Annotated in this window: 10 protein-coding genes; 9 read left to right on the top strand and 1 reads right to left on the bottom strand. The window is 72.2% G+C overall.

The features are described from left to right. The first annotated feature begins 31 nt into the window (after positions 1 to 31). The 4 genes from ABD817_RS35780 to ABD817_RS35765 all read left to right on the top strand — a co-directional run bounded on the left by ABD817_RS35780 (position 32) and on the right by ABD817_RS35765 (position 4,487). Positions 32 to 1,198 carry a toxic anion resistance protein gene (locus ABD817_RS35780; RefSeq protein WP_344922854.1) on the top strand — a complete coding sequence of 389 codons (1,167 nt, stop codon included), beginning with the start codon at positions 32 to 34 and terminating at the stop codon, positions 1,196 to 1,198. Then, entirely contained in the window at positions 1,195 to 2,892 is a 1,698-nt protein-coding gene (locus tag ABD817_RS35775) for a VWA domain-containing protein (protein ID WP_344922853.1), read from the top strand. The genes ABD817_RS35780 and ABD817_RS35775 overlap by 4 nt, the downstream gene beginning before the upstream one ends. Next, entirely contained in the window at positions 2,879 to 3,508 is a 630-nt protein-coding gene (locus ABD817_RS35770; protein WP_344922852.1) for a hypothetical protein, read from the top strand. Before ABD817_RS35775 ends, ABD817_RS35770 begins: the two co-directional genes overlap by 14 nt. A 709-nt stretch (positions 3,509 to 4,217) precedes the next feature. Then, entirely contained in the window at positions 4,218 to 4,487 is a 270-nt protein-coding gene (locus ABD817_RS35765; protein WP_344922851.1) for a hypothetical protein, read from the top strand. Between the two features lie 84 nt (positions 4,488 to 4,571). Here ABD817_RS35765 and ABD817_RS35760 read toward each other — a convergent pair whose 3' ends face one another. After that, complete coding sequence (locus ABD817_RS35760; RefSeq protein ID WP_344922850.1) at positions 4,572 to 6,887, bottom strand: polysaccharide lyase 8 family protein; 2,316 nt, start codon at positions 6,885 to 6,887, stop codon at positions 4,572 to 4,574. A 316-nt stretch (positions 6,888 to 7,203) separates the two neighbouring features. Here ABD817_RS35760 and ABD817_RS35755 point away from each other — a divergent pair, with 316 nt between their 5' ends. From ABD817_RS35755 to ABD817_RS35735, 5 genes are all read left to right on the top strand, one after another. Then, a complete protein-coding gene (locus ABD817_RS35755; protein WP_344922849.1) occupies positions 7,204 to 7,452 on the top strand; it encodes a DUF6400 family protein in 249 nt (82 codons plus the stop codon). Next, positions 7,439 to 7,669, top strand: a complete 231-nt coding sequence (locus tag ABD817_RS35750; RefSeq protein ID WP_344922848.1) for a hypothetical protein — start codon at positions 7,439 to 7,441, stop codon at positions 7,667 to 7,669. The genes ABD817_RS35755 and ABD817_RS35750 overlap by 14 nt, the downstream gene beginning before the upstream one ends. Positions 7,670 to 8,498: 829 nt before the next feature. Beyond that, complete coding sequence (locus ABD817_RS35745) at positions 8,499 to 9,671, top strand: DUF8094 domain-containing protein (protein WP_344922847.1); 1,173 nt, start codon at positions 8,499 to 8,501, stop codon at positions 9,669 to 9,671. 29 nt (positions 9,672 to 9,700) lie between these two features. Further along, positions 9,701 to 11,899 (top strand): hypothetical protein, encoded by a 2,199-nt coding sequence (locus ABD817_RS35740; protein ID WP_344922846.1) that lies wholly within the window; start codon positions 9,701 to 9,703, stop codon positions 11,897 to 11,899. Next, on the top strand, positions 11,896 to 13,890 hold the full coding sequence (locus ABD817_RS35735) for a hypothetical protein (protein WP_344922845.1): 1,995 nt from the start codon (positions 11,896 to 11,898) through the stop codon (positions 13,888 to 13,890). Before ABD817_RS35740 ends, ABD817_RS35735 begins: the two co-directional genes overlap by 4 nt. Positions 13,891 to 13,918 lie beyond the last annotated feature (28 nt).

Raw genomic sequence — 13,918 nt, 5'->3', positions numbered from 1 at the left:
CACCCTTTCAGCACTTCGAGGAGAGACCACCGTGAGCGATCTCGTGCTCAGCCCGCCGGAACCCGTGGCCAAGGTGCCCACGGAGAAGGCGGCCACCATGCTGCCGATCCCGGAGGGGCGGGACGCGGAACTGGCGGAGAAGGCGAACGGCTTCGCCGAGGAGCTGAGCGGCCTGGATCCGAGGTCGCCGGAGTTCGCCAGGAAGGTGCACGACATCACCTCCATGGGCGACTCGGAGATCCGGGCCTCCTCCCAGGTGGCGAACCGCATGCTGAAGCGTCCGGTGGCCGCGCTGGCGTCCGCCAGGGGTGAGGGCCGGGACGCGCAGGCGGCGGTGGCGGGGCAGCTGGTCGCGCTGCGCCGCACGGTCGTCGACCTCGACCCCAAGCAGACCTCCGGCCCGGCGAGGAAGCTGCTGGGACTCATCCCGTTCGGCGACAAACTGCGCGACTACTTCGCGAAATACCAGTCGGCGCAGCGGCACCTCGACGACATCATCCGCGCCCTCAAGTCCGGGCAGGACGAGCTGCGCAAGGACAACGCCGCCATCGAGGGCGAGAAGGCCAACCTGTGGGAGTCGATGAAGCGCCTGCAGGAGTACGCCCTGCTCGCCGCCGCCCTCGACGCCGCGGTGGAGGAAAAGATCATGTATGTCGAGGCGGCCGAGCCGGAGAAGGCCACCGCCCTGCGCTCGGACGCGCTGTTCGGCATCCGGCAGAAGCACCAGGACCTGCTGACCCAGCTCGCGGTGTCCGCCCAGGGGTACCTCGCGCTGGACCTGATCCGCAAGAACAACCTCGAACTGATCAAGGGCGTGGACCGGGCGACCACGACGACGGTCGCGGCGCTGCGCACGGCCGTGACCGTGGCCCAGGCCCTCGCCAACCAGAAACTCGTGCTCGACCAGATCACCGCGCTGAACGCCACCACCTCCGACCTGATCGTGGCGACCAGCGAGATGCTGCGCACGCGGGCGGCCGACATCCAGACCCAGGCGGTGTCGACCACGGTCGGCATGGACGCGCTGCGCAAAGCGTTCGACAACATCTACTCCACCATGGACATGATCGACACGTTCAAGGCCAAGGCCGTGGAGAACATGGCGGTCACCGTGGACAGCCTCACCGTCGAGCTGGACCACGCGCGCACCTACCTGGAGCGCTCCCGGCGCGGCGACGAACAGGAGCTCCCGCGATGAGGGACGCGTCGGCGGATCACCGCCCGGCCGGACCGGTACCCGGCGTGCGAGCGGGTGCCCGCCGGGCCGGACGGGCGCTCGCCGTTCACCGCCCGGCCGGACCGGCACCTGTCGCGCGACGGGCCGGGCGGGCGCTCGTCGTGCTGGCTCTGCTGGTGGCGTCGGCCGCGTGTAGCGGGGCCGACGCGCCCGCCACCCCCGCGGACGGGCCCGACGTGCTCCGCGTCCTCGCGGGAAGCGAGATCGACGACCTGGAACCGCTGCTCAAACAGGCCGAGGACGCCGTCGGCGTGCGCGTCGCGCTGTCGTACGCCGGAACGCTCGACGGGGCCGACCAGGTGGCGAGCGGCGGCGCGGACGGACGGTACGACGCGACGTGGTTCTCCTCCAACCGCTACCTGTCACTCATCGACGGGGCCACCGCGCGGCTCTCGACCCAGACCAAGGTCATGGTCTCTCCCGTGCTGCTCGGGCTGAAGGCGTCCAAGGCCCGCGAGCTCGGCTGGGACGGCAGGACCGTGACCTGGAACGACATCGCCTCGGCCGCGCGGGCCCACCGGTTCACCTTCGGCATGACCAGCCCCGCGGCGTCCAACTCCGGGTTCTCGGCGCTGGTCGGCGTGACGGCGGCGCTCTCCGACGCCGGTGAGGCCCTGGAGGAGGCCCAGATCGACGCGGCGACACCCAGGCTGAAGGAGTTCTTCTCGGCGCAGACGCTCACCTCCGGCTCCTCCGGATGGCTCGCGGACGCGTACGTCGAGCAGGGCGCGGTGGACGGGCTCGTGAACTACGAGTCCGTGCTGCTGGGTCTCAACGCCTCAGGCAGGCTCCCCGAGCCGCTCACGCTGATCTACCCGGGCGACGGGGTGGTGACGGCGGACTACCCGCTCACGCTCCTGAGCTCCGCGCCCCCGGAGAAGAAGGAACTGTACGGGAAGCTCGCCGCCTGGCTGCGCACGCCGGAGATCCAGCGGGAGATCATGACCACGACCCACCGCAGGCCCATCGTCCCCGAGGTGAGGGCGGATCCGCGTTTCGGGACCGCGTCGCTGGTGGAGCTGCCCTTCCCCAACCGGCGCGGCGCGGCCGACGGGCTGATCGGCGTCTACCTCAACCAGGTGCGCAGGCCGTCGCGGACGCTGTTCGTGCTCGACACCTCCGGTTCGATGAAGGGGGAGCGAATCGACGCGCTCAAGCAGGCGCTGACCGCCCTGTCCGGCGCCGACACCTCGGTCAGCGGATCGTTCTCGCGCTTCCGCGACCGCGAGACGGTCACGATGATCCCGTTCAACACGGTCCCCGGCACCCCGCGGACCTTCACGCTGCCCGACCGGGACGCCGGACCGGTGCTCCGGCGGATCCGCTCGTACAGCGAGGCGCTGCGGGTCGGCGGCGGCACCGCGATCTTCGACAGCCTGCGGGCCGCCTACGAGCGGGCGGGGGCGTCGCCGTCGGAGGACTTCACCTCGATCGTGCTGATGACGGACGGCGAGAACACCGACGGCAGCTCGTACGACGACTTCGCCGCCTACTACGCGTCGCTGCCGGTGAAGTTCCGGACGTTCGTCGTGCTCTTCGGCGACAGCGACGTCGACGAGATGAGGCGGATCGCCGAACTCACCGGCGGAGCGGCCTTCGACGCCCGGCAGGGGTCGCTCGCCACGGCCTTCAAGGAGATCCGTGGCTACCAGTAGGCCGGGCGGGCGGATCCTCGCCTACGCCGGGTCGACCAGGAACATCGCCGGATGCGCCCTCGCCCTCGTCGGGGTGGTCCTGGTCTTCCTCGGCGTCGCCGGGACGTTCTGGCCCGTCGTGGTCGCCGGGCTGTACGGCGTCGGGGCGCTGCTCGCCCCGGCGGACCGGGTGAGGCTCACGATCTCGCACGCGGAGGTGGAGTCCCGGCGGCTGGGAGCCGACCTGGACGCCCTGCTGGCCAAGGTCGACGGGAACCGGTTCCCCGGCGACGTGGTGACGAGGGTCGGCGCGCTCGCCGAGGTGGTACGCGACATCCTCCGGCGGGCGGACACGCTCACCACCTCACCCGACCACCTGCACATCGTGTCGCAGACGATCAGGGACTACCTGCCGTCCAGCCTGGAGGCGTACGCGAACCTGCCCCGCTCCCGCGCGCTCACGCGGCGTGGCGAGCGGGAGCGCAGCGCGCACGAGGAGCTGCTCGCCCAGCTCGACCTGCTGGACACCCGGCTGCGCGAGGTGGCCGAGTCGGTCTACCGGGGCGACGAGCAGGCCCTGCGCGACCAGGGCAGGTTCCTGCGGGACCGGTTCGGCGGCTCCGGCCTGGACCTCTGACCGCCTGACGAGGTCCTTCGGTGGCGTGAGCGGTCCGGGTGGCCGGGCCGCCCGCGCGTGTTCGCGAGAAGACTTCCGCGCCGTCTCCGAACCGCCTTCGAACCGGCTTCGACGGACACCCGGACGCCGGTCTCCTTCTCGTCGTGGTCGGTCTCGCCGGAATCGTGGCCGGTCTCGCTGAGATCGTGGCCGGTCTCGCCGACAACGACCCGCCAGGTGGTGCGATCGACGGATCCGGGCTGCTCGCGCCTGGGGACCACGGTGTCCTCCTGCTCGTGTTCGCGGATGGAGCGGTCGCGCGTGGTGGTCTCCCAATCGTGCCGGGCTTGATGATCGGTGAGGCGGGAACGGCCGGATTCGCTGTGCCACCGGGGATGGGCGGGCACTCGGACGGTGGTTGTCCCGGAACACTCGTCCCCCATATCCGGGAACCGGCGCACCGGTGCCGTCCCACCCGGCTCGCCGCCTTCGGGGCGGTCTTCGTCCGGGCGGGCCCGAGTGGGGCGGGTGGGGCGGGTGCGTGACGGTACCCTCCCCCCTTCCGGCCGAGACAGGACAGCTGCGGGAGTGTCCCGAACTCTGGCGGACACGTCCAGATGCTTCCCAAGCTTGAACATGCTCGCTCTGAGTAGTCCCATTGGCGCTCACGGCAACGGTGAGGTGGCCCGCGGCATGCGGGCCACCCCTCCCCAAAAGGAAGAAGACCACGATGAACCGCACCACGATCGCCGCCGGGCTGGTCGCCCTCGGCGCCGTCCTGGCCGCGCCCGCGCTGGCCGCCGGCCCGGCCCACGCGACGGCGTCCCCCTCCGATCCCTGGGACGGGATCGGCCTCGGCCTCGGGAACGGGACCGGGAGCGGCATCAACTTCGGGAACGGGACCGGGAGCGGCATCAGCTTCGGAGACGGGACCGGGAACGGGATCGGCCTCGGGAACGGCATGCCGCTCATCGGCTACGGCAACATCGGCCTCCTTTAGCGGCAACTAGGGGCAACGCTGGATGTGACGCGTCCCGGTGGCCTCGTCCCCTCCAGGCCGAGGCCACCACCGCGGCCAGCCCCGTCAGGCGAGGCGTACGGTGACCGTGTTCGAGCCGCCGCCCCGGCCCGCCAGGCGTCCGAAGGTGAGCGTGAGTCCCGCACCGGTCGCGGCGCCCGCCAGGAGAGGGTGTCCGCGGAGCACCTCGGCCACCGGCCGCCTCCAGGTCACGGTCAGCTCGTCCAGGTCGCGCCGGGGGTCCGACACGGTCAGCGTGGCCGTACCGTCGCCGCCCTCCCTGACGAGGACCGCGCAGGGGGCGGAGGCGGCGAGGTCACCGGCGGCTCCCTCGTTCCAGAAGTTGACGGCGGTGATCCCGAGGGACGGCACCTGGACGCCCTGCTGCCGGGCGGTGTTGGCGAGCACGCGCGCCCAGCCGGGGTCGGCGGCGCGGGCCCGGGTCTCCGCCGGGCTCGCGCCCGGCAGGAGGAGATAGACGTAACCGGCCGATACGGGGTCGACACCGTGGTCGAACCAGAGGGTCACGTAGCTCCGGGTCACCGGGTCCAGGCCTCCGGTACGCCCCTCGCGCGGCGCCGGGTCCCGGCCGGCGCGTTCCTCGCGCAGCGTGCGCAGGCGGGTGCCGCAGGGCAGGACGTAGCCGCCGTGCCCCTCCAGGTGCGCCCAGCCCTTCCCCTCGTCCACGGTGAGGGGCGCGCCGGTCCTGCGGTTGTCCACGATTGTCTCGACGGGCACGCCGTCCTCGCCGGTGATCCCGGCACCGAGGCAGACCACCGCGTCGTCGAGGAAGAACCACGACTTGAACGCCTTCAGGGTGCTCTCCAAGCCGTTCAGGTGCTGGCCGACCGTCGCGTACACGCCGTCGGTGGCACCACCCACCCAGCGGCCCGGCGGGCAGGTGTCCCCCCACGCCTCACCGGCGCCGTCGGCCAGCCGCCGGGTGGAAACGGTCGTGCCCGGCAGGCGGTAGGGGTCGACGGTGGCCCAGAAGGAGTCGGAGTACTGGTCGCCGTGGCCGTCGGCCCACCAGTAGAGCATCCCCGAACCGGTGTGCCAGCCCCGGAGGTTCTCGCCGTTGCCGTGCTCGTAGTGGCCGATGCGGTGGGAGGCCATGCTGAGGCCCGCGCACCAGCCCCGCCCTCGGTGCGCGGCACGGGCGCTCATCGCGAGCAGCCGGTGCCCCGCGGGCTCGTCGGCCGCGGGGACGGCGTCGTCGTCCAGGATCGCGGCGAGGCGGGCGTGGAACCCCAGGTCGTCGTGCTCGGCCGCGTCGAGCATGGGCCGGTGGGTGTCCCGCAGCGCCCACCCCTTCACCATGCCCTGCCAGCGGGACCGCTCGGCGGCGGAGGCCGTCTCCCCCAGCAGCAGGATCGCGGAGGCGATCGCGCGCCCCCTGTCGTGGTCACCGTACGGCCGCCTGCCGATCGCCCGGCCGCTGACCAGGTCCATGCAGAGGCCGTCGTGGACGAACGGCGCGAACGTCCTCTCGACACTGTCGAGGACGACCTGCCGGTTCGGGTCGGTGATCTCCCACGGCGAGCCGCGCAACACCGCGAACAGCGTCGCGAGGCCGGACAGCAGCGACGCTCCGTACGTCCCCTGGTAGGGAATGGTGGTGTGCTGGACGAAGGAGCCGTCCCGGTAGAACCCGTCGCCCTCGGAGACGTAGGGGAAGACCGGGGAGAGCGCGGAGACGGCGAGCGCGGCCTTCGCCGGGTCGGCGCCGAGGATGGCGCGCAGCAGCGTCACCACGCACAGGTCCACCCGGTTGGCCCCGGTGCTGGTCCCGCTGTAGTCGTCCAGGTGGCACTCGGGCAGGAAGTGGTCCACCGCCTCCCGCAGCGCCACGCTCCGCCGCTCCGTGAGGTGCGGGCCGATCAGCAGGGCCGCGTCGAGGAGGTTCCTGGGGGTGCCGATCCGCCAGTACCACCAGTTGCCGACCTCGTCGGCGCCCTCGGCGTACACCCGCCGCCGGTAGTGGTCGAGGCCGTTCGCGACGGCCGCGGCCAGGTTCGCGTCGCCGGTCAGGCCGGTCCCCGGCAGGGCGTACGCGCGGGCCATGGTCCGCAGCCGGAGCGGGGTGGCGCCGAGGGAGGGGAACGCGAGGTCGGGCCAGAGCGACGCGTCGGACGGTGCCATGGCGTCCCGGTGTCCGGCCGCCTTCGCCCCCAGCCTCGCCAGCCGGGTCCGGTACGGCTCGGCCGTCGCGTCGAACCCCGACCCCGCCGTCACGTCCCGCCACCGGTGGCGCAGCGGGACGAAGGGGTCGATCGACACGCGCGGCGTGGTCTCCATGTCCGCGGCGTACCCCGGGATCAGCGCTCCAGCCGTGGTGACACCGCCGAGCCGGAGAAATGATCTCCGGGAATGTCCGTTCACACCTAGATTGTCAGGCGGAAATCACCCGCGCCGCGGATACCACGCCGTACCGCCCCTTAGGTGCCCTCAGGTGGACGTCGCCCGGCTTCCGGCGCCGGTCGGTTGTAACACGCGTCACACAGAGACACTGACAAAGTGACTTTAGTGCATTTAAAGGTATATAACGGACAAATATTTCTCTCCGGGGTAGCTCCCCCGAGGCGCGTGCGGCCGATCGCGAAGAGTGGTCCGGGCGGACCCGCGTCCCTCCCCGGTGCCGTCCTAACGCCCCCGACCACCTCTCCGACACGCTCGCGGCCGACCGGGAAGTCATGCGATGAGCCAGGAAAGCACCACCCCGCACACCGATTTCGAGATCGACCTCACCCTTGAGGAGACTCGCCGCCGCGCCGCGGTCATGGCGGCGCTGGAGCCCGGCTGGGACCCGGTGGCGGCGATGCGGGCCGAGGAGGAGGCGTACGACCTCCTCTACTCCGACCTCGACGAGCGGCAGCGGGAGACCTACGACATGCTCGTGGCCGCCGGCGTACTCCCCCGGAGAGGGCACGGCCGTGCTGCCGATTGACCCGCACGCCGACCTCGGGCGCAGGGCGTGGGTGCCCTGCCCCGCCTGCCGGGACCACCGCGACTGTGGCGACTGCCTCGGCGGGCGCAACTGCGGGGAGCACTGGCGCTATCTCCTCGGCACCACCGGGAGCCTGCTGCACCTGCAGTGCCCGGGATGCACCCACCTGTGGAACCACGAGACGGGCTTCGGCGCGGGCGGCGCCACCCGCCGCTGATCCCCGGCCCCCACGAGAGCGGAGCGGGGATCGCCTCGGTCGTGAGCGTCACACGCCGACCGAGGCGAGCGAGGCGAACGAGGCACGCGAAACGGGCGGGGCGAGCAGGGCGAGCAGGGCAGGCGAGGCGGGCGGGGCGTCCGGCGAGGGGGCGCGGCACCGCCTCCCGGCCGGCCGATCGCGCGCCCGCGCGCCCCGTCCGGCGGGCGCCCGGGGGCGGAGGGCCACCGTCCGCGCGCCCCTGGAAAAGTGGGGGTTCCAATTAGCCGAACACGGGCCGGGAGCCCGAACGAGCAAACAGAGGAAACGCATACATATCAAGTTGCTATGACGGCTTGCGCCAATCCGGAGTGGGAAACGGGTGCGTGATCGTCCGTACGCGGACGAGAGCACCGACTCCCGCCGGAAAGCCCAACGGGAGACGAACGACCGGCCTGCGCCAGGGAAATGGCAGTTCAACAAGAAACGTGAAGGATCATCCGAAACCTCGGGATGGCCGGAGATCTCTAGAGAACTCGTGGCACGGTCCACCCACAGGAGGGCAGCAGGTGGGGGCGTTCCCCGTTTCGGACGGACCATATATCTACTTAGGTGTTATTTATAATTCGATAACCATAAGTGGCAATTACTGGGCCCTTTACCTTCCAAATAGATCACGGTCAGTCTAATATTTGGACCTATGTCATGGCGTGCATCAGATTTCCCAGATGGACAGGATGGGTCCTCTGGCCGTGGCAGTGGTTCCTCTAGGCACGATTCCGAACACGCATCCGACTGGCATCCCGAACGCCTCCTGTCATTCGATTGGCGGAAGGTTATTCTGTTCACGGTGGTTTTAGCGATCATCGCCGTGGCCGCGTTCTGGCTCGCGACCAGAGCGCCCTCCGGTTCGTCCCTGGCGGCGAACCCCACTCCCGACCCCTCGGACACCGGCTGGGAGAGGGCCACCTCCTCGCCCTCACCGACGCCGACCTCCTCCCGTTCCACCCCCACACCGACCCCGAAACCCACCCGAAGCGGCACGGGCAGGTCCCCCCGCCCCGAGACCACTCCCACGGAGCGGCCACGGACCGAGACCAGGACCACCCCGCCGCCCGCCAACCCGCCACCCGCCGACCCACCGGCCGGGTCCCGCTCGCCCCAGCTCACCGCCAAGGAGGCGTACGGCATCCACGGCCGCTACCAGCGAGGGCTGTCGGTGGCCCAGGCCAGGAAGGACCAGGCGGCCATGGCGAAGCTGGAGCACGGGCTCGCGCTGGAGATGACGCGGGCGGGCTTCAAGACCGCCGAGATGCAGGGGACCTCACTGGCGACGGGGATATGGCCCAACCCCCAGGTGTGGATCCCGCGCCACGTGGAGGGCACCGCCGACTGGTTCGTCGCGGTCTCGTACGAGCCCGGCGTCGCCCGGATCGTCGACGTGATGAGCTCGGCACCCGGCGGCTGGCGGCTCGTCGCCTCGGCCGCCGACACGCGCGCCACCCCGGCGCGGTTCCCCAAGATAGCCACCGACGGCGAGGGGTATGCCGCGAGCCTCCCGGAGAACGCCACCGGGCTGAGCGCGACCCCTCGGCAGATCGCCCGCGCGCACCTGACGAGCCTGGAGAACGCCGAGATCGACCCGCGGTTCGACGAGGGCCCGTGGACCAGTGAGGCCGCGCTGTTCTGGCAGCAGGAGCGCGCCCGGCTGGACCAGGCCGACTGGAGGCTCACGCTGTCGTACCGGCTTGAGGGACCGGTACGCGCACTCAGGACCAGTGACGGGGGCGCCCTGGTCTGGTATGGAGCCCGATCCACCGAGCTCCGCGAGGCGGTGCGGGAAGGGGCGAAGGTCAAGCTGAAGGGCTCGGCCGCCGTCCGTACCCGCAACAAGTCCTTCGCCCGCTCGGTGAGCGCCACGTACGGACGCATGTATGTGACACACATCCCCCCCGCCGGCTCGAACGAGCCCGCTCGCGTGCTGGGCGAGTGGAGCGACGTCCTGGAGAGCCGCGGCGACTGACGTTTTCACCTGAAGAAAAGGACCATTCAATGACACCCTCACGTAAGCCATCGCGCGCGACGGTGATCACTGCGAGTGTCGCGATCGGCGTCTTCGGCGCCGGCGCCGGGCTGGGAACCGTCATCGCCATGCGCCCCGACCCCGGCGAGGGGCAGGTGATGCGACTGGCCGCGGGAACGTACCTCCTCGACGACCAGGCGGGAGCCTGGTCGTCGAGCGCGGCACCCGGCGGTGACCAGCCGCTTCCGCTGTCCGGCGCCGACGCGGGCAGCACGATCGCGGACGGCGCCAAACCGGCCGCCGCCGCCGGGGACCAGCGGGTCTGCCTGACCACCACCACCGACGGGCACGCGATCGGGGGTGCCGCCGAGGGGTGTGTCGCCCTTCCCGTCCTCGGCGTGGCCGCCGCGGCGGTCCAGCGGCCGGGAAACCCCAAGAGCACGCCGACCCCGCCGTCGGCTCCCAAGACGACCGCGCCGAAGCCCACGGCGACCAAGAAGGCCGACCCGCCCGCCCGGCCCGCTCCCAACCCCGCGCCGGTCCAGCCCGCCCCCAACCCCGCGCCGGTGCAGCCTCCCGCCCAGCCCCCGCCGGTGAACAACCAGCCGGTGCAGCCTCCGGCCCCGCCGCCTCCGCCCCCGCCGACCCCGACGAAGAAGATCAGCGGCAACGTCTCGGAGAGCGAGAACGAGAGCGGCAGCGTCATCGAGCGCCCCGCGGAGAAGAAGATCGAGATTGTCGCGCCGCCGAAGCCGGCTCCCGAGGCCGGCGGGACGAGGTCCTCGGACCCCTCGCGGCCGTCGCAGCCCCAGCCCGGCGGAGGGAACGGACGGTCGCAGCCCCCGGCGACCAACGGCGACAGGCAGCCCCAGCCCCAGCCCACGGGCGGGAACGGGCAGCAGCCTCCCAACGGGGACAGGAACGGACAGCGACCTCCCGAGGGAAACAGGAACGGGCAGCAGCCCCCCGACGGGAACAGAGACTGGAACCGGCAGCAGCCCCCCAACGGGGACAGGAACAGGAACGGGCAGCAGCCTCCCGACCAGAACAGGAACAGGAACGGGCAGCAGCCCCAGCCCACCGGCGGCCTCAAGCCCCCGCAGGTCCAGCCCACCGGGGGCAACGGGCAGCAGCAGCCCCGGCCCACCGGTGACGTCCGGCCCCCGCAGCCCGGGGACACCGCCAGGAACCCCCGGCCGACGGGCACCCTGAGGCCGGCGGTCCGGTCGGGCAACGGCCGGCCGATCGTGCCCTCGGGCGAGATCACCCTCCCCACCGCGCCTCCCGAGACCAGGCCGACCGGCGACCCGGGCGCACCCTCGACGCCGCCGACCGCGCGCAACGGCAACCCGGGGCCGGTCCAGCCGTCCGGTGGCCACAAGCGCACCCAGGCGCCGAGCCCGTCGCGGAGCCTTCCCTCCCAGCCCGTACAGCCTCGGCCCTCCGTCGGCCCCGGTGAGAACGCGTCGCAGGGTCCCGACGGGACCGTGCTCATGCCGGCCACCCCGCAGCTTCCCGGCGGCGGCCCGGACGGTGGTGTCTCGCTGCCGGTCTTCGAGAACCCCGAGCTCCTGCGGCGCGCCTACGAGGCCCTCGGGCTGGACAGGGGCATGCGCTACACGGACGAGAACGGCGTGTGGGACCTCAACATCGCCCCGCCGGGCACCCCGCCGTGCCGTAACTACACCACCGAGGAGATCCAGGCGCTCAGCGCGACCCGTGGGCCGAGCCCGTCCCAGGGCGGCCAGGCGATGATTCCCCGTGACTCGTGCCTGTGGCCCGCCTTCATCCGCTGGCTCTACGCGGAGCCCGCGCCCGGTCAGATCAGCAACTGGACCAAGTTCACCGGACTGCCCCAGCGGAACCTGGAGCTCGTGGTGACCGATCCCCCTCCCGTCCCGCTTCCCAGTCCGATCCCCAGCGAGAGCACCCTCCCGCAGCCCGACCAGGGACAGCCCGACCAGCGGCAGTCCGACCAGGGACAGCCGGACCAGCGGCAGGGCGTCCCCGGCCAGGAGGAGCCCTGGCAGCCGGACACGGGTGGGCTGAACCCCGCCCAGCAGCAGCCGGGCCCCGAGGACGCGGTGGCCCCCAGAGATCCCGGAGACAGCGGGGACGGCGTCCCCGAGCAGTGGCCGGGTGAGAACACCGCTCCCTTCCAGTCCGACCAGGGCCGTACCGACCAAGGCCTGGTCGATCCGGACTCGGTCGAGTACGACGGCCGATGAGCGGACCCACCGGAACCGGGCGTCTCACGCCCGGCCCCGGCCAGGGGGCGGCCTGGGTGCGCGAGCATGGCGCGCACCTGATGGACTACGCCGTCTCCCACCTCGAACCCGGCCGGGCGCACGCGGCGGTCGTCTCCGCGCTGGCGGCCGGCCGGGTCGAGGACGCTCCCGGGGGCGTCACGGCCCGGGGACGACTGCTGGCCGCACTGCGACGTGACTGCCGCACCTCTCCGGGGTACCGGGAGCGGTACGTGCCGGGTTCCGGGCCCGGCATGCCCGAGGCCTCGCTGATCGAGCGGGTGTGGACGATCGTCGACCCCCTGGGCACGGAGACGCTCAGGTTGACGTACCGCCACGCGCTCGGCATGGAGGATCTCTCCCACGTGCTGGCGATGCCCGTCGAAGAGGTCGCCAGGCTCGCCACCCGTACCCAGGACCTGATCGAGACCCTGGTGAGCGGGCTGGACGCGCTCGCCCACGGGCGGCGTACCTGTCCCGAGCTCGCCCCGCTGGTGGAGGCCGTCTTCCCCGGCGTCCTCCCCGAGGGCCTGGCCGGCGGGCGGGCGGCGTCCGCTCCGGCCGACCAGGGGGACGCCCGTGCGAGCCTGCTCTCTCACATGATCAGGTGTTCCGTGTGCACGCGGCCGATCAACATCCGCTACACGGTGCCGCAGATGATCTCCCATCCCCCGGTCGCGTCGCTCTCCGCCGAGGAACGGCAGCGGCTCACGGATTCGCTGCCTCCCGAGGTCGCCCGCGAGGCGGCCGCGGAGGCGGCCCCCGAGGTGATCCCGCCCGCGCGCCCGGCCCGTGGCGGGTCCCCCGTCCTGCCCGCCCCTCCGTCCGGGGGCCGGACCCCCGCCCCACCCGTACACCGGTCCTCAACACCGCCCGTCTCCCCGGCACAGCCGGCCGCGGCGCCGCCCTCGCCCAGGGTCGGCACGCCTCCCTACCCGCCGGTGGCGTCGAAGGCTCCCGCGAAGCCACCGGCCGCGACACCGTCGAGTACGGCGCCGGGGGACAGGCCCTCGGCGGGCTCCTCCGATCCCGCCAACCCCTCGGGCCTGCCCCCGTTGCCCGCCCTGCCGCCCCGCAGGACCCGGCCGTCCCGCCCGCCGTCCGCGCCACCCGTACCCGGACACGACACCCCGCTCTACGACGCCCTGCTCACCCAGGCGTGGGCGCGCGAGGTCCTCGCCCAGAGCGAGGAGCTCACCGGCACCATCCCCAGGCAGGAGCCGCCCGCTCCCAAACCGGTCGTCAAGGCCGAGCCCGTCGTCATCGCCGGGCAGGCGTCCGTCGAGATGCGCGACACCGGAGTACGAGAGACCGGAGCACGCGAGACCGGGATACGCGACACCGGAGTACGTAAGACCGGAGTACGCGACACCGGGATACACGACGACGCCCAGATTCCCGCGCTGCGCTTCCACACCGAACCCGACGACCGCCCCGACGAGGAGCGGATCGAGATGGGGATCCGCGTGCTGGAGGCGCTCAGCTGGGCGGGCGCCCGGATCAGGAACACGACGATCAAGGTCGTCATCATCGTCGTGGCGGGCGCGGCGGGCACCCTGACCGGCATGAACCTCCTCGGTCCCGCGATCGAGCCCGAGGAGCCCGCGAGGTCGCTGCAGGCGTCCACCAGCCAGGCCACCCAGCCCCCGCCCTCCGCCGCCGGCGCGCCGGCGCGGCAGGACGGGCTCGCCTCCCGCCTGCGGGTCCCGCCCGTGGTGACGCTGGACGAGTTCGGCCTGGGCAGCATGGTCCTCACCATCTCGGGAGAGCCGTTGAAGTGGCGGATATCGGCTCCCGGCCTGGCCGTGAGCCCTTCCAGCGGCACGCTGCGCGAAGGGGTCACCCAGGTGATCAACCTGCGTGCCCACCGGGTCCGCAACTGGTGCGGCGCCCCCGCCTCGGTCACCGCCCCGATGACCGTCCACGGCCTCGACGACTCGATCGGTACGACGGTGCGCTGGCGGACCTGCTGACGACCCCATCCCCCAAGATCACTTTTCG

This window comes from Streptosporangium oxazolinicum, from assembly GCF_039537505.1.
Lineage (GTDB): Bacteria > Actinomycetota > Actinomycetes > Streptosporangiales > Streptosporangiaceae > Streptosporangium > Streptosporangium oxazolinicum.
Note: the sequence above shows the minus strand (reverse complement) of the source record. Positions and strands in the feature narration are given on the sequence as shown.